The sequence below is a fragment of the Mucilaginibacter gossypii genome, from assembly GCF_017569325.2.
Taxonomy (GTDB): Bacteria; Bacteroidota; Bacteroidia; order Sphingobacteriales; family Sphingobacteriaceae; genus Mucilaginibacter; species Mucilaginibacter gossypii.
In genome coordinates this window covers 7,037,829-7,060,891 of record NZ_CP071878.2, presented here as the reverse complement: position 1 = coordinate 7,060,891, position 23,063 = coordinate 7,037,829, and the positions used below count along the sequence as shown (strand labels likewise).

Genomic DNA, 23,063 nt, shown 5'->3' with positions numbered 1-23,063 from the left:
GCCGTTACGCGCCTCTCCTAACAAATATCTATCAGCAATTAACCATTGCCGCCGCCATTGCTTTTGCCCCCGCCTTTGGTATCATCGTTATTAATGCCACGCTGGTTCTTTTTGATATCGCCATTCAATTTACCAAACTTAAAGTTTAACCTCACAGCAAAATTCCTGTAGCGGTTATGATACAACGATTCCTGGTCAAAATCAACTGTATGTGTGGTCGATCTGAATGTACGGTATCTACTGTATGGGTTGTTGGCTACCGCAGATATGGTCAGCTTTTTATTCAGGAACTCTTTAGAGAGTACGTAAGAGTTAAAAATAAAATTGCTTGACTTGCCCTGTAAGGTAACATCTCCGCTAAAGAAGCCGGCATCGAGGCCAATGCGATAGCCCCCATCAAATTTGTAACCGATATTAGCAAAAGCGTTGCCGGTGTACCCGTCATTTTTATAAAACTGGCCGTTATAAGTTCCCTTTAACCACACATGCGAAATTTGCCCGTTGATATTAACCGTAAACTTTTTAGTGATTGAGTAATTGGTATTCAAGTTTAAGCCAAGTGATCGGTTGCTGCCCAAATTTTGGTACGTAGTAAACGTAACGGTATCAATATGATCGCCCATGTTGTTTTGAATCAGGCTGGTTACGTTTTGGATAGCATTGTTGGAGAACGCATAGCTCAAACCAACATTGATTGATCCTTTTGAGAAATTACTATAGTTCAACTCAAAAGTATTGTTCAGCTCGGGTTTCAGATCGGGATTACCGGTACTGATGAATTTAGGGTTCGATTTATCAATAAATGGATTTAACTGGTAAATGCCCGGCCTTTGAATGCGCTGGGTAAAGCCCAAACTGATGCTGCTGCTTTTCATAGAGCGCTGAACAGATACCGATGGAATAAAGTTATTATAGCTTTTATCAAGCGGCGTACCTGTAAACACGGCATTTACCTGGGTATGCTCCAAACGTAAACCAGCCTTACCTGTCCATTTATCAAACTTTAACTGATACGAGTTATAAGCACTATACACATCCTGATGGTAATCAAACGCACCAGTTTGTCCTGCATTTACATTATATACCGAGCTGGTTGAATCTTTGTCTTCGCGCCTGTAATCGCTGAAATTATTACGCAGGATAACTTTACCGCCGGCCTCAATACTGATCTTTTTTAACGGATAGGCATAGTCTAACTGGAAGGTATGCTCTCGGTTACCGGCATTATTATATTGCCTGAAATCAGGTTGAAGGGCATTGTAATAATTAACCCTTTCCGAAAACTGGTTATCGGTGAAATTTTTGCTCGGTCCGTAGCTGTATTTGTAGGATAATGTTAGCAATTCATCTTTATGCCCTTTAAAGCCTAACTGGTAGTTGATAGACGCGTCGAGACCCTGATCATGATTGTAACCGTTGCTCGACAGCCTATAACCCTGGGTCAGATCACCGGCCGCGTTCGTTTGGGCCGATCGTTGTAAGCCGTCCTGATCAAATTCGCCATGAAAAAACTCGAATGAACCGGTAAGCAGGTTTAGCGTATCAATCTCATAGCTCAGCTCTGCATTAGCATAGCGATATTTACCGCCAAATGAATTATTTCCTGTTTGCAGGATGCTTGATTCAGGATCAAAAAAAGTTTGTTTGGTGGTTGATGTATTAGTATTACGCTTCTGGTTACCAAAACCTGCATAACCCGAAACTCCGAACTTACCTTGCTTGGCAGTCATGTTCAGGTTATACCCCGGCCCCCAAACACTGTTATAGCGCATGTTGACGCTGCCATTATAGCCCTGATCGGCGTTCTTTTTAGTAATGATATTGATAATACCCGCTAAACCCTCGGCATCGTATTTTGCAGGCGGCGTAGTGATCACCTCAATCTTTTCGATGTTGGTGGCCGGCATCGCCTTTAACACGTCAGATGGGTTTTTGGCCATCAGCGCCGACTCTTTTCCATTGATCAGGATCTTGTATTTACCGCTGCCTTTTAATTTAATGTTATCATCGCCATCCACAGCCAAAAGCGGTACTTTCCGCATCATATCCAATGCAGATACCGCTTTACTTTCCGGGTCGGCAGTTACATCGTAGCTTAGGCGGTCAACCTCTTGTTTCATAACCGGCTTTACAGCGGTAATGGTTACCTCGTTCAGCTGTTTGCTTGATGCTGCTACCAGGATCCGCCCCGCATCAAACGTTTTACCATCCATTTTTACAGGGAGCACTTTGGTTGCATATCCTACTGAAGCTACTACGAGCTGATAGGTTTTACCTTCGGGGGCTTTCAGTTCAAAGCTCCCGTCATCTTTGGCAAGCGTACTTTTTACCGGGGTTTTAGTGGCGGCATCCTGCAATGCAACAGTACCATACCCCAATGGCTTATTGGTTGCCGAATCGATCACGGTACCTTTAACGGTTATATTTTGAACAGGAACCGGTGCGGCAGCCTGGGCCATAGCCATGCCCGTGACAAAACAGCATAGCACTGTTAGTAGAAATTGTTTCATAATTGCGATTTTGGTCATAAGACGTTTAAGATACCCGGGCGTGACACCAAAAAATATGCGTTTAACACTTTTTAACGTTTGCCACTGCCAGGTAACGGGTTAGTTACTAAAGTTGTTAATTGCGGCTTCCGCTACTGGTATCATCATTGTTAATACCACGTTGATTTTTCTTTATGCTGCTGTTAAGCCTGCCGAACTTGTAGCTCAGGCTCACGTTAATAGTGCGATAAAAATTGTTGTTGGCGGTGTAAGTATCAAAGTCGGGCGTTTTGGTGTAGAAGTCGAGTTTGTTGAATTTTTTGAAAGGATTATTAATGTTTACTGATAGCGTGGCCTTTTCTTTAAACATGGTTTTAGTACCGCTGATAGAGCTGAAGAAATAATAATTATCCTTCCCCTGCAGCAATACGTAACGGCTGTCATACCCAATGTTTAAGCCGGCGCGATAGCCGCCGCCAAATTTGTAGCTGGTATAAGTAAAAATGTGTCCCTGGTTACCGCTGTTTTTATAAAGCGAACCGTTATAGTAGCCCTTAAGCCAAACAAATAAAAGTTCGGCATTGACATTTACATTTAGTTTTGGGGTGATAGGATAGTTGATATTGGCATCAAAGCCCCAGTTTTTGTTAGAGCCCACATTGTCATAAGTATTGGTAGTTACCCCGGCCGAATCAACCCGCGCCAGGTTTTGTACTGTATTATTGGCAAACGAGTAATTGGTGCTCAGGTTGATAGATCCTTTGGCAAAATTACTATACCCCAGCTCGAAGTTATTGATAACCGCGGCCTTCAAATTAGGGTTACCCATGTTAACATATTGCGGGTTGGTACGATCAGTAAATGGGTTTAACTGGTAGATACCCGGGCGTTGGATGCGCTGGGTGAACCCTAAAGTAAGGCTGCTGCTTTTTAAACTTTTTTGGATAGATACCGATGGTATAAGATTGTTATAATCCTGGTGAACGGTGCTGTTAGTGGTTGAAAAATCGGCATTAACAGTTGTATGTTCTAAACGCAGGCCTCCCTTAAAGGCCCATTTGGCAAGCTTTACCGAATAGGAGTTATACAAGCTGTAAACGTTCTGCTTGTAAGTAAAATCGTTAGTTTGACTGTCATTAGTTTGATAAACACCTGGCTGCGTTAGTGTATCCGTATGGAAATTACTGTAATTGTTTCTCAGAATAACTTTACCGCCTGCTTCAAGTGTCAGTATTTTTGCCGGCTGAATATAATCTAACTGAAAAGCGTGCTGCTTTGAACCGGAATTATTGTACTGCTTATAATCTGCCGGAGGCGGAACGCCAATTTTATCGGCACCCGATGTTGCATTGTTATTTTGATCATTGTTGTTATTGTTGTATTTATATGATACCGTTAGCAACTGATCTTTATGATTTTTAAATCCCAACTGATAGTTCAGGCCTGCGTCTGCACCATGAAATGTACTATTACCCGAATTAAATAAGCGATAAAACTGGGTAACAGCATCAACACTATCGCTAATACTGGTTACCTGGTTATTTTGCTGCTTACCTTTACCGTTATAAAAATCATACATACCTGTAATGAGGTTCAGGGTATCTACCTCATAGCTCAGCTCACCGCTGGCGTACACATTGTTAGCCCCATTGCCCCTTGTCCCGGTTTGGTTAAGCGACGATTTAGGATGATAAAAATTGGTAATATTTTCAAACGATGAAGTTTGCACGGGCCTGTGGTTGTAGCCTGCGTAACCCGCGAAACCGAATTTACCTTGTTTAACAGTTACGTTTACATTGGCACGTTCTCCAAAAACATTGTTATAGCCGGTGTTGATACTTACATTATAACCCTGGTCGGCATTTTTTTTGGTGATGATATTGATGATCCCCGCTAAACCCTCCGCGTCATATTTTGCGGGCGGCGTGGTGATTACTTCTATTTTTTCAATATTGGCAGCGGGCATGGATTTCAACACGTCCGATGGGTTCTTGGCCATCATGGCCGATTCTTTTCCATTTATCAGGATCTTGTAATTATCATTACCCCGTAGCTTGATAGCGTCGTTGCCATCAACAGATAACAAAGGTACTTTACGGATCATATCCAGCGCGGTGATAGACTTACTTTCCGGGTCGGCAGTTACATCATAGCTCAGGCGGTCGACCTCCTGTTTCATTACCGGCCTAACGGCGGTAACGGTAACTTCTTTCAATTGTTTGCTCGATGCCGAAAGCAGGATCCGGCCTGCATTAAATGTATTATTTGTAAGTTTTACCGGGATAGTTTTGGTGGCGTAACCAATAAAAACAGCAACTAACTGGTAAGTTTTACCTTCTGGCGCTTTTAGTTCAAAACTGCCATCGTCTTTAGCAAGCGTACTTTTTACCGGGGCCTTGGTTGCGGCATCCTGGAGCGCAACAGTAACGTACCCCATAGGTTTGTTATTAGCCGAATCAATGATAATACCTTTTACAATAATATTAGGAACTGCCGGAGCGACGGGAGCTTTTGTTTGAGCAAATAAGAAAGTAGAAAAGCAACAGCAAAGTACCGTTAGCAGGATTTGTTTCATAAGGTTATTTAGGTTTACAAGACGTAAGTACACACCCGTGCGTTACAACACGAATTACGATTTGAACGGAATTTTAACTAAAATATTAGTTTGTAACGACGTTGTTACTTATTATAACGGGTCATGGTAAGTTCGGTTCCAATAGTTGCAAAACTCTTCACCATCTCTATCGAACGATCGATCAGTGCAGGCAGTTCGGGCTGTTCGTCTTTATCAAACGGGCTCAGCACAAAATCAACCTGCCGGCCTTTGGGGTAATTATCACCAATGCCAAAACGCAGGCGTGCGTAGTTATTGTTGCCAAGCACCTCTTCAATATTTTTAAGGCCGTTATGCCCGGCGGCACTGCCTTTGGGTTTTAAGCGTAAGGTACCCAGCGGCAGGGCAAGGTCATCCACGATAACTAAAACATTCCCCACCGGAATTTTCAGGTCTTTCATCCAGTAGCTCAGGGCTTTTCCGCTCAGGTTCATATAGGTAGTAGGTTTAATGAGGCAAAGCGTACGGCTTTTGAACGATACCTCGGTATAATAAGCCAGCCGCGAGTTTTGGAACCTCGCTCCCTCTTGCCTGGCCAGTTCATCCAACACCATAAAACCTATATTATGCCGTGTATCTGCATACTCCGGACCAATATTCCCCAAACCTACTATTAAATATTTCATGCCCCCTGGCCCCCTAAAGGGGGAATTTTTGATTAGCTTAAATTTTTATGCGAAGATATTATTTATTGCTCAAACAAAAACAGCGATAGAAATTGCTCTACCGCTGTTTTTAATTTCACCTCTTTTTCCCCCTTCAGGGGGTTAGGGGGCTTATTTCTTACCTTGAGCTGCTTCCTGCTCTGCCTGACGTAATGCACGTGAGGTAGTTACAGAAACAATGGTATCTTCTTTAGCGTTGGTGATCACTAAGTTATCTAATTTAATATCAGATACTTTTACTGATTTACCAACTTCAAGAGATTCGATGCTTACTTCAATAGCATCAAGATGATCTTTAGGAAGCGCTTTGATACGCAGTTTCCTTAATTTTTGAACCAGCTTACCACCTACTTTAACACCTGGAGAAGTACCGGTTAATTTAACTGGGATCTCGATGGTGATAGGTTTTTTCTCATCTAACAATAAAAAGTCAATGTGAGTGATTTTTTCAGTTAGTGGGTGGAACTGGATGTCCTTGATGATAGCTTGTGATTTAACACCGGCGATTTCCAGATCGATGAAATGAACAACCGGAGTGTAAACTACGGCTCTCAAATCAGCTGCGGACACAGAAAAGTGGGTCTGGGTAGCACCACCATAAAGAACTGCAGGCACCTGGCCATTGTAACGCAGCTCTTTTGCGTCTCTTTTCCCTACGTTCTCTCTTAGAGAACCGCTAATAGCAATTGATTTCATTTTTATTTATTTGTTTATTTATTTGTAGTCCATGGTCGATAGTCAATAGACCATGGATTTGCTTTTATTCAATTTACAAGTTCATAACCATGGACTATCGACCATTGCCTACGGACTTAAAACTAATTCAACCACAGCCATGGACTATCGACCATCGACTATGGACTTAAAACTAATCCACCTTAAACAAGGTACTAATCGAACCGTGTTCGTTTACGTTGCTTATCGCTTTTGCAAACAGTTCGGCGGTTGAAAGCACCCTTATTTTAGGGCTGCTTTGTTTAAGCGGGATTGTATCTGTAACTATCAGCTCGGTTAATGCCGAGTTTTCGATCGTTTCATAAGCCTTACCTGATAATACCGGATGTGTACAAACCGCGCGTACGCTGCGTGCACCACGCTCCATGATCAATCCGGCTGCTTTCGCTAACGTACCTGCAGTATCGCAAATGTCATCAATCAGTACTATGTCCTGATCGGTAACGTCCCCTATCAGCGTCATGGCTTCAATTTCGTTAGCGCGTTTACGTCGTTTATCGCAAATTACCACTTCGGCATTAAAGAACTTGGCAAAGCTCCGGGCCCTGTATGAACCGCCCATATCAGGCGATGCAATGGTAAGGTGACCTAAACCAAGGCTTTTGATATAAGGTACAAAAATGATAGAAGCATCCAGGTGATCAACCGGAACATCAAAAAATCCCTGGATCTGCGCTGCGTGCAAATCCATGGTCATGATGCGGTTAATGCCGGCTGCAACTAACAAGTTGGCTACCAGTTTTGCACCAATGGCAACACGTGGTTTATCTTTCCTGTCCTGACGGGCCAAACCAAAATAAGGTATAACGGCGTTTACATAATGTGCTGAAGCGCGGCGGGCGGCATCAATCATCATGAGTAACTCCATTAAATTATCGGTAGGCTGGTGGGTAGACTGGATCAGGAAAACATCGCATCCCCTTACAGATTCGTTAAAATGCGGCTGGTATTCGCCATCGCTAAAACGCGATATCACAACTTCACCTAACTCACGACCATAAGCATCGGCTATAAGATGCGCAAGCTCCTGCGAACCTGATCCTGAAAATAATTTAACCGGGTTAAATTGTAAGGGCATTTTGATTTTGGATTTGGGATGTTCGATTTCGGATTTACCTGTCTTCCACCGTTGATCTTTTACAAATACAACCGTTATAAAACACAATTCGGATTTCAAGTTTTCCAATCAGAATAAATCCGAAATTGAAAATCCGAAATCCGAATTTTATTGTTGCCCGACCAGGATTCGAACCTAGACAAACGGTACCAAAAACCGTCGTACTACCATTATACTATCAGGCAATCTCCTTTGGTTTGTTTTACTCCCCGAAAAGGAATGCAAATATAGCGCGAATATTTGATTCTCAAAATAGAATTTTAAAAAAGTTTATTATCAACTCAAACACAGTAAAATAAAATACAAATGCGCCTCAAAACGCCTCTTTTAATGGCAACATCCCAATAGTTTTATTATTTTCGGCTGCTTTAAACCTGTTTTTTAGATAGCATCCGAACATGAATTACAAAAAACTCAACAATATATTTGGCTGGGTAGCCTTTATTATTGCCACAGTAACCTACATTTTAACCCTTGAGCCATCATCAAGCTTTTGGGATTGCGGCGAATTTATAGCCTGTATTTACCGTTTACAGGTAGCCCACCAGCCCGGCGCGCCCCTGTTTACCATCATTGGCAAAGTATTTACCCTGCTATCTATGGGCGATAATACCAAAGTTGCTTATTGGGCCAATATGGCATCGGCCCTGGCCAGCGGCGCTACCATCATGTTCCTGTTTTGGACCATTACAGCCCTTGCTAAAAAACTATTGGTTAAAACACAGGAACAGCTTAATGTTACCAACCTCGTCCTGATCATAGGTTCGGGCCTTGTAGGCGCATTAGCCTATGCATGGTCGGATACCTTTTGGTTTTCGGCGGTTGAATCGGAAGTTTACGCACAATCATCACTTTGTACTGCAGTAGTATTTTGGGCGATATTAAAATGGGATGCCCATGCCGATGAGCCTCATGCCGACAGGTGGATAGTTTTCATCGCCTATGTAATGGGCCTTTCCATCGGTATTCACTTATTAAACTTACTGGTGATCCCGGCTATCGGTTTGGTGATCTATTTCCGCAGGGTAAAAAATGTTACTACAAAGGGAACGTTGCTTACCTTTTTGGCAAGCGTGGTGGCCCTGGCCTTTGTACTTTGGGGAGTGATACAATACACCGTAAAAGGCGCGGCTTTTTCCGACCTGCTTTTTGTAAACACCCTGGGCATGGGTTTTGGCAGCGGGGCAGTAGTGTTTTTTGTACTACTCATTATTACCATTGTTGCAGGCATTTACTATACTATAAATCCTGTTAAACCTGCCATTATTTTAGCGGCCGTATGCTTTGTATTGATATTAGGCATAAGCGGTGGCATTATTGGCCTGATAGTAAGCGGAGCAGTTTTAGCCTTGTTAGAGTATGTAGTAAAGATCCGCGAAAAACGCTTCGCGCTCAACAGCTTTTTGATCTGCCTGCTGTTTATCCTGTTTGGCTACAGCTCATTTGTAATGATCGTGGTACGTGCAAAGGCTAACCCTAACCTGAATAATAGCGACCCTGAAAATGCCTTTGCCTTAAACAGCTACCTTAACCGCGATCAGTACGGCGATACCCCGTTATTATACGGGCAGTTTTTTGATTCGGAAGCTACGGCTCAAACCGAAGGGGCTAATATTTACCGCCGCGGGGCAACCAAATACGAAGTTGCCGGTAAAAAATTGAATACCGTTTATGACCGTAATACCATATTCCCGCGGATGTTTAGCGATAAGCCCGGCCATCCGGAGTTTTACCGTGAGTGGACTGGTCTCGGTGAAAGCGAACACCCAACCTTTGGCTCAAACATCAGTTTTTTTGCCAAATGGCAGATCAACCAAATGTATACCCGCTATTTCCTGTGGAATTTTGCAGGGCGTGCCAATGACCTCGATGGTCAAAGCTTAAATTCAGGCGCCGACGGCGAATGGATTAGCGGATGGAATTTTAATAAGCCCCTGCCCTATTCGGTTACCCAAAGCAAAAGCTATAACCGCCTGTTCTTTTTACCACTTATCATAGGTCTATTTGGTGCGGTGTTTCACTTTGCACGCAATCAGCGCGAAGCCGGTGTTGTTGCCATCCTGTTTGTTTGCACCGGTTTGGCCATCGTGCTTTACCTTAACCAGGATCCGCTGCAGCCCCGCGAACGTGACTATGCATATGCCGGTTCTTTCTATGCTTTTGCAATATGGATAGGCCTTGGCGTAATTGGTATTGCTGATGTGCTGAGCAAAAAGCTTAATGCAAGAGTGAGCGCAATCATTTCTACAGTAATTTGCCTTGTTGCTGCACCTTTACTAATGGCCAATCAGGAATGGGACGATCATGACCGCTCAACCAAGCTCACCCCGCATGATATGGCTTATAACTACCTGAACTCATGTGCGCCAAATGCTATTTTGTTTACCTATGGCGATAATGATACTTACCCGCTTTGGTATATACAGGAGGTGGAAAATGTACGACCCGATGTGCGTATCGTGAACCTGAGCTTGCTGGGCACCGACTGGTACATCCGCGGTATGAAAAACAAAATGAATGAGTCGGAGCCGCTGCCGATCAGCATGACAAATGATAAATTTAAACCTGGCGTACGTGATGTGATCTATTTTAGCGATCAGAAAATTCCGGGCGCTACCGAATTAAAAGATGTTTTTGACTTTATGACTTCCGATAAAAAGGAAGCCATGGTTGAGTATAATAACGGCGATGTTGCCAATTATCTGCCAACCAATAAATTCAAACTAACGGTTAACGCTGATGAGGTTATTAAAACAGGCTCCGTACCAGCAGCCGATAAGGATAAAATAGCGCCTGAAATGGACTGGACATTTAACGGTCGTTACGTTACCAAGGACGTACTGGCAATGATGGATATCCTGAGCCATAACAATTGGAAACGGCCTATTTATTTTTCGGTTACTGTACCTAACAGTAATATGATCGGCCTGGATAAATATATGTATAACGAGGGCTTCGCTTACCGTTTACTGCCATTAAAACCGGATACTGCCGTTGGGCCGCTTGAGGCCAGCAACACCGGTAAGATGTATGAAAACATGATGACCAAATACAAATGGGGCAACATGAAAAACGCCAGCTATCTTGATCACGAATCAATGACCATGTTTTACCCGCTCATCACCCGGCTTTACTCAACCCTGGCCGATGATTTGGCCAAAGCAGGCAAGCCTGATTCGGCCCGCAAAGTGCTTAAGAAGTATGACGAGGTAATGCCAACCACTATTAACTCGTTAGAGATAGCGGTGCGCAAATATTACATGATAGAGAATGCTTATCGATTAAACGATATTCCATTAGGCAACAAACTGGCTAATCTGGTTGACGATTATGTAAGCAATCAGCTTGATTACAGCTACGCACTATTCCAAAAAGGCGAAACCAACCTCGAAAACCGTGACCTGCAATATTCAATGCAGATTTTAGGAGGCCTGGTTGAGTTTAGCAAGCAATACAAGCAGTCGCAACTATTCAATAAATTCAGCACACAGCTGAGTGGCTTTGAAAAGAAATTTGGGGTGACGGGGAAGAAATAAGTTGACCCTTGATATTTGTAAATGCCCGCCGTTGAGCGGGCATTTTTTGTTTTAGTAAATAGCTGGTCGAAGTTGCGCTGTCGCTAAACTTCGACCAGTTTTAGTGATTATAATAATTTTTGACTTTGTTTAAATAATCCAATAACCACGGCCTTTGTTTTTCATCCGCTAATACAACCTTTAACAATTTATAATGTGAATTAATGAAAAGATAGTCGTTATCAGTAAGGTAGTATGACAGTATTTGGGCTTTGTTTAGCTTAGATTGCTGGTATCGCCCGCGCAGCGTTTTCGAGCTTTCATCCCATCTATATTCAATACTGGTTGAATCATTCAAAAATATTGGCCCATAATTAAAATAAACATCGTTATTGTCATTATAAAACTGTTGGTGATAAACCATTTTTATAGTCAGCGGATTGGTTTGCTGAATTTTGGATTCGAGCCACAAAATCCGAAATTCCCAAAATGCCTGGGCATTACAACTTTCAGGTTCGTTTAATACCGGAATTAGTTTATCATCATCATACTTATAAAAAAAGTAATTGTTCCACCAAATACCGGAACCATTATCAAATTCAGATAATTGATAAACGATAGCTTCGCCGTCTGTATTTTTAAAATATTCTAAATCTTCATCATCTCGGCCATAACCATCTTGTTTGGCAATAATTTTATCTCCTTTAAAAAAATACAACTCAGAGCCGGAACAATGTCTTATATCGCCAATTCTAATTGCAAACTCGTCAAACTTATTTTTATCCCGGTCAAACGGATAGTATTGCAAATAAACATTCCCTTTTTTAACAGAATCAAGCAAGCCCTTGGCTGTGCAGGTACTATCAGTTTTTAATTCGCCAAATATTTTTCTTGCAGCATGTACTTCTATCATTTCCATGCGTGTAGCGCGCTTTAATAACGCAAAATCTGCTGGCTGCAATTTCCTATTTGCAGGTTTTATTAGATTTCTATAAACAGAATCGGCAACAAAAGCAGCTTTATCGGCAAGTGGCTGCACAGGTAGCTTACCCACACTGTCAAAAAAAGCAACAAGTTGTGGTTCTGTATATTTGATCTCTACATATTCTTTTGCTTTTGGCTTAACCGTTTTTTTAAGACGCTTTTTATTTATTGGCTTGCTTTCATGATGGCAGCCCAATACGCCTAAAATAAGTATAAGGCAAGCTGCCTTGCAGATGATTTTGGAAGGATTAGGCATAACCGGGCTTACAATTAATATCGCTTTAATTTAATGATATTCCTGTGGAGTTTAACTAAAACATCGCCGTTATTTATTGTTTATATTAAGCGTAATATATATTTGCCACAATGAAGATCCTGCTCATAGAAGATGAACCCAAACTGGTATCCATTATCCAGCGCGACCTTACTGCCGAAGGCCACGAAATAAGCGTTGCCCTTGATGGTACAACCGGGTTGGATATGGCTATGAAAATGGATTTTCAATTGATCATTCTTGACATCATGCTACCCGGTATTAATGGCATTGAGGTTTGTCGCCGCTTACGGCAGGCCAACCAGAATGCCGCCATATTAATGCTTACCGCACTCGGTACTACCGAAAACGTAGTTGTAGGTCTCGACAGCGGTGCTGATGATTACATGGTTAAACCCTTTAGCCTTGCCGAACTCAATGCCCGCATCCGCACCCTGGCCCGCCGCAATACCAATCTTGTACAGCCACCAAACCTAATCCAAATTGCCGACCTCGTAATTAACGGCGACGAAAAATCAGTTAAACGCGGTGATAAAACCATCGACCTGACAGCTACAGAATATCGCCTGCTGGAGTTTCTGGCTAAAAATAAAAACCACATGCTCAGTCGCATTGAGATATTAGAGCACGTTTGGAACATTGATTTTAATATGGGCACCAACGTGGTTGATGTATACATTAACTACCTGCGCAAAAAGGTGGATAAAGATTTTAACAACAAATTGATCCATACAGTTATTGGCATGGGTTATATTTTAAAAAATAACGCGGCTTAAATGAGCATCCAGAAAAAAGTAGCGCTACTGTTCCTGGTGCTAACAGTGTCGGTAATATTGATATTCAGTAGCGCTATTTTCTATTTTGTACACCAGTTTACCTTCGATGATTTTTATAAACGGCTTGAGACCCGTGTAAACATCTCCTCCCAAATCCATCACCTGAATGATCGCGACAGCCTTGGCGTGTACCGTGAAATACGCCAGCGCTATCTGGAACGCCTCATAGCCGAAAAGCAATACATCATTAAACCTGATATTTACACAAAAGGCAAAACGGTGAAAGGCGTTCCGCGCCAACTAATAAATAACATCATCGCCAACGGAAAATCAAGATTTAAAGCCGATAATGTATTTTACGCCGGCAATATCTTCCACTTTCCCGAGGGGGATGCTATCATTGTGGTTTCGGCAACCAATCCATCGGGCCTTAGTGAACTTAATGATCTTGAGCAGGTGCTGATAGTCAGTTTCCTGATCTCGATATTGATCGTATATATTATTGGTCGCCGGTTTTCATACCATACCTTTAAGCCGGTACGCAGCATCATAAAAAAGGTAAATACCATTACCGCCAGCAACCTGCATTTGCGTTTGGAGGATTACAACGGGAAAGACGAAATAGCCGAGCTTACCCAAACTTTCAACAACATGCTCGACAGGCTGGAAACAGCCTTTGAAACCCAGAACAATTTTATCAGCAACGCGTCGCACGAGTTACGCACCCCCCTGGCCATCATTAAAGGCGAAGCCGAACTTTCCCTCAAAAATCTGGATCAACCGGGGGCCGATCTGCATAAAAACCTCAAAGAGATCCTAACCGGCACACAAAGCCTGCAGGATATTATTACCAGCTTATTGGGACTGGCACAAAGCGGGTTCGACGGTAAAAAACAAAACTGGGAACAAATTAGAGCCGATGAGCTGGCGTTTATGGTTAAAGAAGCTGTTGATCATATTATCCCGACAAATAACCTCAGCATTGATTTTTCATCGCTACCCGATGATGTGGATAGCCTGGTTACACAGGGCAACATCAACCTGCTCAAACTGGCCATAAGTAATATTGGCCTTAACGCCTGTAAATATTCCGAAAACAAGCCGGTAATTCTTAAAGTATATGCCGAAAATCACAGCGTCATTTTTAGTGTAAAGGACCAGGGGATAGGTATTCCGGAAAGTGATGTCCAACACATATTTGAGCCATTCTTCCGCGCTTCAAATACCGGCAAATATGAGGGGCACGGCGTAGGCCTCCCTCTTGCACTAAACATTGTAAGGCTGCATAAGGGCAATATCGGTATCGTTTCTAAAGAGGGCGAAGGTACCGAGATCAGGGTAATGCTACCGGTTTATAAAACCAAATAACACGTTTTGCCACGAACGTACCCCTGAGGGTATTGTGTGTTTTATAGGCCTTGCAAACCGAATTAAGCATGGCGTAGGAGATTTCTTTTTCCCGCCAGCTCTCAACCGTTTGTTTACCATTTATTTCAACATTGTATTTTATTAGCATTAATCCATCACTGGCACAGCTATTGTTTTAATCAACCTGTATCAAAACTAAACGCCATGAAAGCTTTTAAAATAAAACTGGCCATCATGTTACTGGGATTAACATTGGGCGCTACAGCGCCTTTGCTGGCGCAATCATCTAAAGATACTTCATCATCAACTACCAAGGCTAATGGGGCGGGCGCCGGGAACGGGTCGAGCCAGGGTGCACCGGGCGCGGCTACAGTATCCGGTACCGGAACAGGTACTTTGCAGGACAGTGATAAAGCCAGCGTGCCCAGCGGCGATGCCGGTGTAAAACAAAGCACCGATCAGAAAGCGGTAAACCCATCGCAGATAAGCGGGTATTGGATCCTTGGGGTATTCAGCTTTATCGGTCTTATAGCGCTCATCCTTCTACGGAGAACCAGGAAGACCAATCATAATTAATTAACCTCAATGATCTTAACTGCCCATGGCTCCAGTTTTAAATCGCTGTTTTTGCTGACATTATCGCCTGATAATAACTCTTTGCCATTATTATACGGATAAGTCAGATTGGTTTCTTTTGCCGAATAATTAAAATAATAATGAACCGTTTTGCCGCCCTGATTTACGCCCTGTTTGGTGATAACCGGCCAGGCTATCTGCTGATCGGCACCCCAGAGGCCAACTTTTTTTACGGCATCGGCCAATAATTTGTCGGTAACGGCGCTGGTGGTTAAGCTGCCTATATATGTTGCCAGGCCCTTGCCGTAAGTGTTTTCGGTAATGGCGGCGTACTTGCCCCAAACCGGGTGATCATAGTAAGCTAATACTTTAGCGGTTGTAGGGGTAATGAGCTCCATCCAGGTATTCAGCTTTTTATCTTCGGGTTTCAGGTTCCAGTCATCGGCTTTTAATGATACATTGCTGGGTTCGGTAAACTGGCTGTAGTAAATTCCGCAGGCTTCTTCAATAATTCCCGGCTGATGGGTGGTGCGTACTTTCACATTTTCGTCGGCGAAACCGCTTTTGAAGGTATAAATGATGTGCCCGCCGTTTTTAACATAAGTGTTTAAGCGCTTTAACAAACTATCCGGCGCCGCGTATAGCAGGGGAACTATCAGCAGTTTATAATCTTCAATATTTTTACTTGTCGGGTCAACAAAATCACAGCCTACGTTCATATGGTACAGTCCATCGTAAAACTGGCGCAATACATCATTATAGCCAGTACGCACGCCCCAGCCAAAGCCAAAAGCTTTAAAGCCGGTAAGGGCTTCGTTGCTGAACAGGATGGCTACGTCGTTTTTCTTTTTCAGGTTAATGAGCTTGCTGCTTAGCCTGTCGAAATCTTTGCCGATGGTTTTAGCCTCGTCATAAACCGGGTTGGGTTCAAAATCGTGGCTTAACAAACCTTTCCAATAAGTTTCGGCCGAGTTATGGATGGAATGCCATGGCCAGTAGCTCACCATATTGGCACCCGATGCCAGGTGACTAAAAGCCTGCAACCTCAGCTGGCCAGGATACGGTACCCATTGCGGAAAGCCCTGTGCCTCGGTTTCGATGGTAAGGTAGTTTTTGCCGCCTTTCATTGATCTGGCCACATCGCCCCCAAAGGAGATTTCCACGCCGGTAAGCTTATCCTGACTGGGGTGATAAATATCTATGCCCGCAATATCCAAAGCTTTTGCCGCTGCAAAATGATCAACATCGGGTTGGATACCGAATGAATAGCCGTGCCATTCCAGGTCGAAGTTTTGGGTGATGAACTGATCGGGACGTTTGTACTCGCGCACTATGGCGGCCTGCCATGCTAAATAATCAGTAACCAGCTGCCGCTGAAATTTAGCGAACTCCGACGAAAGACTGCCATTAATGGTATTAACCATCGACGGAAAGTCGTCCCAGTTATTGATGCGGTTGCTCCAGTAATCGAGCCCGAAAATATGGTTGATGTTATCAAGTGTTTTATACTTAGCCTTCATGTAGTTAACAAACAGCGCCTGCACGTTTGGCCCCGCCGTACCGTACGATTTAGTTTCGTTATCTACCTGGTAACCTATCACCGCCTTGTTATCTTTCACATGCTCCATTATTTTGCGGATAACACGTTCGGCATAAAAACGGTAATCTTTATTGGAGATATCCATGTTTTGCCGTGGCCCGTACTGGTTTTGGCCCGATGGGGTAATAGCTAAGATCTCGGGATGTTTTTTTACCATCCAGGTAGGCACAGCATAGGTTGGCGTGCCTATAATAACATGGATCCCCGCTTTTTGCATAGCGTTCAATACCCTGTCAATATGAGTAAAATCGAAAACGCCATCCTGTGGCTCTTCCGTACTCCAGGTCGATTCGGCAATGCGTATCACGTTAATGCCGCAGGCTTTCATCATTTGCACGTCCTTATCCAGTCTTTCGTAAGGCATGTACTCGTCATAATAAGCTACACCGTAAAGCAGCTTATCCATTTTAGGATATTGCGCGAAAGCAGATGCAATAAAAAGTAATTGCATCACGAAGAGCAGCAGGAATTTCTTGTTCATAAAAGCGATATTTAGGACAACTGGCTTGTGCTGATGAAAGTACGAATTAATTGTGTTTTTAACACACAATAACAAAATATTTTATGATGTGAAACAGATGTAGTAGTACACAAAACTTTTATTGCCATTTAAAAACTGATATTAGCCCCACCTTGTAATACCATTATAACCTGTTAGTATTTCCTTATGAAAACAGTTACCCGTTATCTGCTCATCCTGATATGTTGCTGCGCAATGAGCGCCCATGCGCAACAAAGACGCCTTACCTACTGTAACCCGCTTAACCTCGATTATGGTTACACCCCCTTCGAAACATTTGCGAGCTGGGGTAAACACCGCGCCACAGCCGACCCGACCATGACGTTGTTTAAAGGTAAGTATTATTTGTTCTCCACCAACCAATTCGGATACTGGTGGAGCGATGACATGCTGAACTGGAATTTTGTTTACCGCAAATTTGTTCGCCCATATAACGAAGTAAAGGGAGACGAACTTTGTGCTCCTGCCACGCTGGTTTTGGGCGATACCCTGCTGGTGATCGGATCGACCTATAATAAAGATTTTACCCTATGGATGAGCACCAACCCAACGCATGATGATTGGAAAGCCGCCAAAGACTATTTTAAAGTTGGCGCCTGGGACCCGGGTATGTTTGCTGACGATGACGGCCGGGTTTATATTTACCATGGCTCCAGCAATACCCTGCCGCTTTACGGGCAGGAGATTGACAGGCACACCTTCGAACCCATCGGACCTAAAAAAGAAATGGTAAGACTTAACCCCGAAGAGCATGGCTGGGAACGTTTTGGCGAGCATAACGATAATGTGTTTCTGCTGCCATTTATAGAAGGCTCGTGGATGAACAAGTATAAAGGCAAATACTATTTGCAGTTTGGCGCACCAGGTACCGAGCAAAGTGGCTATGGCGACGGTGTTTTTGTGGGCGATCATCCGCTGGGGCCTTTCACCTATCAAAAGCATAACCCTTTTTCATACAAGCCGGGAGGCTTTGCCAAAGGTGCAGGGCATGGCGCTACCTGGGCCGATAAATATGGCAATTACTGGCATATCAGCACGATGGGCATCTCGGTGAAAAACAACTTTGAACGCCGCATTGGCTTCTGGCCTGCCGGGTTTGATAAGGATGGCGTACTGTACAGCAATACCGCTTATGGCGATTATCCGCACTATTTATCCAGCGGCCCCGAAGACCATCTGAAAAGTAATTTTACCGGCTGGATGATCCTTAATTATAATAAACCTGTAGAGGTTTCATCAACCCTGGGCGCTTATACTGCCAATAATGCTGTTGATGAAGACATTAAAACTTATTGGAGCGCCAAAACAGCCAATAAAGGCGAATGGCTTAAAACTGATCTCGGCGGGATCAGCACTGTAAATGCCATCCAAATTAACTATGCCGATCAGGATGCCATGTTTATGGGCAAGTCATTAGGTGTGTATCATCAGTATATCGTTTATTCGTCGGTTAACGGCAAAACATGGCAACCCCTTATAGACAAAAGCAAAAACCGTAAAGATGTGCCGCACGATTATATCGAGCTTAAAAACCCTGTCAAAGCGCGTTACATAAAAATGGTTAATCTGCACATGCCTACAGGCAAATTTGCAATATCTGGATTAAGGGTGTTTGGTAAAGGTGCAGGTGCAAAACCCGATACCGTTCAAAACCTGATTATACTGCGTGGCGACAGCGAACGCCGCAATGCCTGGCTTAAATGGAAGCCAAACGATAATGCCACCGGCTACACCATCTACTTCGGCATAGCGCCCAATAAATTGTACAACAACATGATGGTTTACGGCCGTAACGAATACTATTTTAATGGGATGGATAAAAGCCTGCCATACTATTTTCAAATAGAAGCGTTTAATGAAAACGGAATTTCGGCGAGGACAAAAGTTGTGAAGGTAGAGTAGTGTTAATATTCCTTTTAATGTAGGTACGCATAATTGCGTCTCCCCTACACTCATTCAAAGCGTTTTATCTTACTGGAGAGTTAATTATGTGCCTCTACATAAAATATTTTTAAATTTGATAAATACAGTTTGCAGGTAGACAGTTGATTGCCGTTGGTTTTAACCAACGGGATAATAGGTAGCACAAAAGTGGCTTCAGCCCAAATCAGCTTACATAGTTTGGCTAAAGCCAGGAACTTTTAGCTCTTTTACCGTTGGTTAAAACCAACGGCAATGAATATTTTATTTAAACATAAGATACTGAATCCCCCTTATGCTAAAAACCATCCTCCCCCTCCTTATAACCTTAATACTCAGCATTGCTGCCAAAGCCCAGCAAGCCGACAGTACGCTGAAAAAATCGCCCATAAAAACCCTGAGCGACAAAAAGTTTACCCAACTGATTACCGGTGAGTATTTGTTTGACGATATTGAGCAGGTTGCCCGGCTTAATCATTATCCCATGCCCGATGCAGCGCTGAAGTTTAAAAAAGAACTAAGCCTGAGCCCTGTTCAGCTGACCAAAATTACGGCCATTGCTGCCGAACTGCACCGCAAACGGGTAGAAATGGGCAATTTTATAGTTACCAACGAAACCACACTTGATAAACTGATGAGAAAAGGGACGGATAATGGCAGCGTTATCTTTTACGCCAACCGCTCGGGTTTGTATTACGGAGAGCTCAGGAATGCCATTTTGCAGGCCTGTTTAAGCACCGGCAATGCATTGGCCCCGCAGCAAATCACGAAGTTGGAAACACTCACTGCTCATAATTGAAAATATCCCGTTTGATTTGCTTAATTTAGCGCCTCCAAATAAAGTGTATGAAGATTACGTTTGATTTTGAAAAACCACTGGCTGAGTTACAGCAGCAAATAGAGAAGGTAAAGCAGGTTGAGGAAAAAAACAAACTCGACATGTCGGCAACTGTTGCCGAGCTGGAAGGAAAGCTGGAAGAGGCCAAAAAAGATATATACAGCAACCTCACAGGCTGGCAAAAAGTACAAATTTCACGTCACCCCGAAAGGCCTTACACCTTACAGTACATCGAGCTGATGTGCGATGATTTCATCGAGCTGCATGGCGACCGTACAGTTGGCGATGACAAAGCTATTATTGGTGGTTTTGGTACGCTGAATGGCCAAACAGTAATGTTTATCGGCCATCAAAAGGGCCGTAACACCAAGGAGCGCCAGTACCGTAACTTCGGTATGGCTAATCCGGAAGGTTATCGTAAAGCCTTAAGGCTGATGAAAATGGCCGAAAAATTCAACAAGCCCGTTGTTACTTTAATTGATACTCCGGGAGCTTATCCGGGTTTAGAGGCCGAAGAGCGCGGACAAGGTGAAGCCATTGCCCGTAACCTGCTCGAAATGGCAGTGCTGAAAGTGCCGGTGATCTGTGTTATTATTGGCGAAGGTGCATCGGGCGGCGCATTGGGTATTGGTATTGGCGATAGGGTACTGATGCTGGACAACTCATGGTATTCAGTGATCTCTCCCGAAAACTGCTCAACCATTCTTTGGAAAACCTGGGAAAATAAAGAGCGTGCCGCCGAAGTACTTAAACTAACCTCGACAGAAATGTTTAAGAACAAGCTGATTGACGGGGTGATCAAAGAACCACTTGGTGGTGCCCATCAAGACCCGGTTGCTATGGCCGGTATTCTGAAAAAACAATTATTAAAAGACCTGAAAACCCTTAAAGAGCGCAATATTGATGAGCTTGTGGCCGAGCGTATTGATAAATTCTGCTCAATGGGTGTGGTTAATGAATAATATTCAATCCATTTGTTGATAGCAAGAGCTGCCCGAAAAGGCGGCTCTTGTTGTTTTACATCAACTCCATGTCATTGCGAGGAGGAACGACGAAGCAATCGCATGCTATACAGGGCCGCTATGCTTCCGTGCGATTGCCGCGCTGCGCTCGCAATGACATGTTTTCTCTGTTTTATAAAGTTGCAAACGAGCGCAAGGAATAAGCTCAAGAATCCCACCCCCTCAATAGTCGCAAATGCCCCGCACGCAAAAGGTAGTTTGATGTTAAATTTGATCATCAATTAAAGCATTCATTATGAAGACTGAAGAATCAAATAGTCCTTTTGGTAAACTGGGTAATCCTGCACGGCGAGCGCTGGCTAATGCCGGTATCACGTCATTGCTTGAATTATCAAAACTTACCGAGAAAGAGTTTTTGCATTTGCACGGTGTAGGCAAAAGTTCGGTGCCGATAGTGAAGGAGAAGATGAAAGAAAAAGGTTTAGGCTTTAGGGAATAAAATAAGTGAACCCCTGTGCCTTCCCGCACAGGGGTATAAAGCTTACAGTATATAATATACGTTTGCTTTAGCGGCGGCAGTTTGCACCGGCGCCTTTTCACTCTCATGTTTATCGTTAAGCATCTGCTTTAAGTCGCGTTCAATAGTTTGCGATATGGCAGTTGTTGGGGTGTCTGTTGGTTTGTTCTCAAATGGGTCCTGCAGGTGGATGGCCATTTTCTCTACCAGTAAAAATGCTGCTGCTATAGCGATGATCAGCGGTACTTCAAACATGCCGAAGAATTCGATGAGGCCAAATGGCAGCAATATGATAAACAGGTACAGGCAAAAGTGGATATATAAGCTGTAGGTAACCGGAAATACCGTGTTCTTGATCCGCTCGCATTTGCCCATAGCATCGCAAAGGCGGTTAAGCGTGCCATCTATCTGCACTTGCTGGTAATCATTAAGCCACCCATTTTTATAAGCCAGTTTTAGGTCAAGCCCGTGCAGTTTTAACAAGCTGTTGGGCATGTTTGTAAAACGATGAGTGAATTTCACCTCTTCGTCAACCAGCAGGTGGGCGTTTTTAGCATAGGGATCTTGCTTACGTAATGATTGGCTTAAGCCATGGCACCATGCTATCTGCCTGTAAACAAATCGTTTTTTGAAACCTTCTATTTCTTCACATACGGCGTTATCGCCATCTAAAAACGTGATCAACTCGCGAACCAGCGATCTTGAATCGTTCACTATAGCTCCCCAAATGCTCCGGGCTTCCCACCATCGATCGTAGGCCTGGTTTGAGCGAAATGCCAGCAACAAGGATATGATTGTAGCCAATATGGCTGGCACAGCAATTGGGATTGAAATGCGGTACTCAGGCAAAAAGCGATGGAATAAAGCTATAGCTACAGCATACACGGCAACCAGTAACAATTCATGCTTTATTTTGCCCACCACATATTTTACCGGGATATTTTCTTTTAGTAACATAGATAGTTGTTTTAAATGATTTTAGTAAATATTAAACCTCCAGCAGCTCATGCTCTGCTTCGGCATTGACGATGGTTAAAGGCTGTTTAACTTTAGCTTTAAGGGTAATTATTTTATACCCGCTCCGTTGCATCAGTATGGTAGGGTCAAAACTGTTTGGTGTTAACCTTGCATAGTTGTGACTTTCGGGCATGGCAATCAGGCTTGCCTCTTTTTCTTCGAGATAGTTTTTAAATACAGCCACTGTGTTGCCATAAAAAAAGTCGGGGGTGATGTTTTCAATCTGGTCTGCATAGTCATTCTTCAGCAAAGTACAACCGGCGTAAAATTCATCGCTGATGAGCTGGTATTCCCTGCTCCTGCGGGATAATAATAACAGATCGGATATAGAGTCGGACAATTGCAGGAAATGAACGAACGATATGTTGAGCTTTTGATCCGGATAGCGCTCTGCTAAAACAGGTATAATGTTTAATGATGATAAGGTGAAATCAGACGGGATGATAATGTTTAATGTTTTCATGATGATACCTTTTTTTGTGTTTACTATTGTTTGTTGATACAATAGTCGGTACCAGGCATTAAAACGGTTTAAGAAAGAAATTAGAATGTGATTAGAATTTTCAGGACGTCATC

The 23,063-nt window shown here is 43.3% G+C and carries 17 protein-coding genes and 1 tRNA gene; 8 read left to right on the top strand and 10 right to left on the bottom strand.

The annotated features are described in order from the left end of the window. Positions 1-38: 38 nt before the first annotated feature. The 6 genes from J3L18_RS30465 to J3L18_RS30440 all read right to left on the bottom strand — a co-directional run bounded on the left by J3L18_RS30465 (position 39) and on the right by J3L18_RS30440 (position 7,805). A complete protein-coding gene (locus tag J3L18_RS30465; RefSeq protein WP_189549179.1) occupies positions 39-2,510 on the bottom strand; it encodes a TonB-dependent receptor domain-containing protein in 2,472 nt (823 codons plus the stop codon). 115 nt (positions 2,511-2,625) lie between these two features. Further along, a complete protein-coding gene (locus tag J3L18_RS30460) occupies positions 2,626-5,064 on the bottom strand; it encodes a TonB-dependent receptor domain-containing protein (protein WP_129569149.1) in 2,439 nt (812 codons plus the stop codon). A gap of 104 nt (positions 5,065-5,168) precedes the next feature. After that, complete coding sequence (pth, locus tag J3L18_RS30455; protein ID WP_090529151.1) at positions 5,169-5,729, bottom strand: aminoacyl-tRNA hydrolase; 561 nt, start codon at positions 5,727-5,729, stop codon at positions 5,169-5,171. A gap of 150 nt (positions 5,730-5,879) precedes the next feature. Beyond that, positions 5,880-6,464 carry a 50S ribosomal protein L25/general stress protein Ctc gene (locus J3L18_RS30450; RefSeq protein WP_091165479.1) on the bottom strand — a complete coding sequence of 195 codons (585 nt, stop codon included), beginning with the start codon at positions 6,462-6,464 and terminating at the stop codon, positions 5,880-5,882. A gap of 172 nt (positions 6,465-6,636) precedes the next feature. Next, a complete protein-coding gene (locus J3L18_RS30445; protein ID WP_091166935.1) occupies positions 6,637-7,581 on the bottom strand; it encodes a ribose-phosphate pyrophosphokinase in 945 nt (314 codons plus the stop codon). A gap of 153 nt (positions 7,582-7,734) precedes the next feature. Beyond that, a tRNA-Gln gene (locus J3L18_RS30440) sits at positions 7,735-7,805 on the bottom strand. Between the two features lie 213 nt (positions 7,806-8,018). Between J3L18_RS30440 and J3L18_RS30435 the strand changes: the two genes are divergently transcribed. Continuing rightward, positions 8,019-11,156 carry a glycosyltransferase family 117 protein gene (locus tag J3L18_RS30435; RefSeq protein ID WP_129569150.1) on the top strand — a complete coding sequence of 1,046 codons (3,138 nt, stop codon included), beginning with the start codon at positions 8,019-8,021 and terminating at the stop codon, positions 11,154-11,156. A gap of 100 nt (positions 11,157-11,256) precedes the next feature. Here the strand turns inward: J3L18_RS30435 and J3L18_RS30430 are convergent, their stop codons facing one another. Further along, complete coding sequence (locus tag J3L18_RS30430) at positions 11,257-12,375, bottom strand: hypothetical protein (RefSeq protein ID WP_129569151.1); 1,119 nt, start codon at positions 12,373-12,375, stop codon at positions 11,257-11,259. A gap of 110 nt (positions 12,376-12,485) precedes the next feature. Here J3L18_RS30430 and J3L18_RS30425 point away from each other — a divergent pair, with 110 nt between their 5' ends. The 3 genes from J3L18_RS30425 to J3L18_RS30415 all read left to right on the top strand — a co-directional run bounded on the left by J3L18_RS30425 (position 12,486) and on the right by J3L18_RS30415 (position 15,113). Continuing rightward, positions 12,486-13,169, top strand: coding sequence for a response regulator transcription factor (locus J3L18_RS30425; protein ID WP_091165466.1), 684 nt, complete (start codon positions 12,486-12,488; stop codon positions 13,167-13,169). Continuing rightward, on the top strand, positions 13,170-14,537 hold the full coding sequence (locus tag J3L18_RS30420) for a HAMP domain-containing sensor histidine kinase (protein ID WP_129569152.1): 1,368 nt from the start codon (positions 13,170-13,172) through the stop codon (positions 14,535-14,537). Between the two features lie 204 nt (positions 14,538-14,741). After that, positions 14,742-15,113 (top strand): hypothetical protein, encoded by a 372-nt coding sequence (locus J3L18_RS30415; protein WP_129569153.1) that lies wholly within the window; start codon positions 14,742-14,744, stop codon positions 15,111-15,113. On the opposite strand, the gene J3L18_RS30410 is transcribed toward J3L18_RS30415, so the two are convergent. Next, complete coding sequence (locus J3L18_RS30410; protein ID WP_208102361.1) at positions 15,110-17,194, bottom strand: beta-galactosidase; 2,085 nt, start codon at positions 17,192-17,194, stop codon at positions 15,110-15,112. The genes J3L18_RS30415 and J3L18_RS30410 overlap by 4 nt on opposite strands. A gap of 186 nt (positions 17,195-17,380) precedes the next feature. On the opposite strand from J3L18_RS30410, the gene J3L18_RS30405 reads away from it, so the two are divergent. The 4 genes from J3L18_RS30405 to J3L18_RS30390 all read left to right on the top strand — a co-directional run bounded on the left by J3L18_RS30405 (position 17,381) and on the right by J3L18_RS30390 (position 21,452). Further along, complete coding sequence (locus tag J3L18_RS30405; protein ID WP_129569154.1) at positions 17,381-19,135, top strand: family 43 glycosylhydrolase; 1,755 nt, start codon at positions 17,381-17,383, stop codon at positions 19,133-19,135. Positions 19,136-19,448: 313 nt separating this feature from the next. Next, a complete protein-coding gene (locus J3L18_RS30400; RefSeq protein ID WP_129569155.1) occupies positions 19,449-19,952 on the top strand; it encodes a hypothetical protein in 504 nt (167 codons plus the stop codon). Positions 19,953-19,999: 47 nt separating this feature from the next. Further along, on the top strand, positions 20,000-20,953 hold the full coding sequence (locus J3L18_RS30395) for an acetyl-CoA carboxylase carboxyltransferase subunit alpha (RefSeq protein WP_090529188.1): 954 nt from the start codon (positions 20,000-20,002) through the stop codon (positions 20,951-20,953). A gap of 295 nt (positions 20,954-21,248) precedes the next feature. Continuing rightward, positions 21,249-21,452: a helix-hairpin-helix domain-containing protein gene (locus J3L18_RS30390; protein ID WP_129569156.1), complete on the top strand. Its 204-nt coding sequence runs from the start codon at positions 21,249-21,251 to the stop codon at positions 21,450-21,452. A gap of 42 nt (positions 21,453-21,494) precedes the next feature. On the opposite strand, the gene J3L18_RS30385 is transcribed toward J3L18_RS30390, so the two are convergent. Both J3L18_RS30385 and J3L18_RS30380 read right to left on the bottom strand, forming a co-directional pair. After that, positions 21,495-22,427, bottom strand: coding sequence for a bestrophin family protein (locus J3L18_RS30385; RefSeq protein WP_091165434.1), 933 nt, complete (start codon positions 22,425-22,427; stop codon positions 21,495-21,497). A 31-nt stretch (positions 22,428-22,458) separates the two neighbouring features. Further along, positions 22,459-22,950 (bottom strand): hypothetical protein, encoded by a 492-nt coding sequence (locus J3L18_RS30380; protein ID WP_129569157.1) that lies wholly within the window; start codon positions 22,948-22,950, stop codon positions 22,459-22,461. Positions 22,951-23,063: the final 113 nt, after the last annotated feature.

Excerpts from the sequence above, each read along its gene's own strand:
- pth (WP_090529151.1), bottom strand. The coding sequence starts at position 5,729 with ATGAAATATTTAATAGTAGGTTTGGGGAATATTGGTCCGGAGTATGCA.
- J3L18_RS30450 (WP_091165479.1), bottom strand. The coding sequence starts at position 6,464 with ATGAAATCAATTGCTATTAGCGGTTCTCTAAGAGAGAACGTAGGGAAA.
- J3L18_RS30445 (WP_091166935.1), bottom strand. The coding sequence starts at position 7,581 with ATGCCCTTACAATTTAACCCGGTTAAATTATTTTCAGGATCAGGTTCG.
- J3L18_RS30405 (WP_129569154.1), top strand. The coding sequence starts at position 17,381 with ATGAAAACAGTTACCCGTTATCTGCTCATCCTGATATGTTGCTGCGCA.
- J3L18_RS30465 (WP_189549179.1), bottom strand. The coding sequence starts at position 2,510 with ATGAAACAATTTCTACTAACAGTGCTATGCTGTTTTGTCACGGGCATG.
- J3L18_RS30385 (WP_091165434.1), bottom strand. The coding sequence starts at position 22,427 with ATGTTACTAAAAGAAAATATCCCGGTAAAATATGTGGTGGGCAAAATA.
- J3L18_RS30430 (WP_129569151.1), bottom strand. The coding sequence starts at position 12,375 with ATGCCTAATCCTTCCAAAATCATCTGCAAGGCAGCTTGCCTTATACTT.
- J3L18_RS30435 (WP_129569150.1), top strand. The coding sequence starts at position 8,019 with ATGAATTACAAAAAACTCAACAATATATTTGGCTGGGTAGCCTTTATT.
- J3L18_RS30395 (WP_090529188.1), top strand. The coding sequence starts at position 20,000 with ATGAAGATTACGTTTGATTTTGAAAAACCACTGGCTGAGTTACAGCAG.
- J3L18_RS30425 (WP_091165466.1), top strand. The coding sequence starts at position 12,486 with ATGAAGATCCTGCTCATAGAAGATGAACCCAAACTGGTATCCATTATC.
- J3L18_RS30415 (WP_129569153.1), top strand. The coding sequence starts at position 14,742 with ATGAAAGCTTTTAAAATAAAACTGGCCATCATGTTACTGGGATTAACA.
- J3L18_RS30410 (WP_208102361.1), bottom strand. The coding sequence starts at position 17,194 with ATGAACAAGAAATTCCTGCTGCTCTTCGTGATGCAATTACTTTTTATT.
- J3L18_RS30400 (WP_129569155.1), top strand. The coding sequence starts at position 19,449 with ATGCTAAAAACCATCCTCCCCCTCCTTATAACCTTAATACTCAGCATT.
- J3L18_RS30380 (WP_129569157.1), bottom strand. The coding sequence starts at position 22,950 with ATGAAAACATTAAACATTATCATCCCGTCTGATTTCACCTTATCATCA.
- J3L18_RS30390 (WP_129569156.1), top strand. The coding sequence starts at position 21,249 with ATGAAGACTGAAGAATCAAATAGTCCTTTTGGTAAACTGGGTAATCCT.
- J3L18_RS30460 (WP_129569149.1), bottom strand. The coding sequence starts at position 5,064 with ATGAAACAAATCCTGCTAACGGTACTTTGCTGTTGCTTTTCTACTTTC.
- J3L18_RS30420 (WP_129569152.1), top strand. The coding sequence starts at position 13,170 with ATGAGCATCCAGAAAAAAGTAGCGCTACTGTTCCTGGTGCTAACAGTG.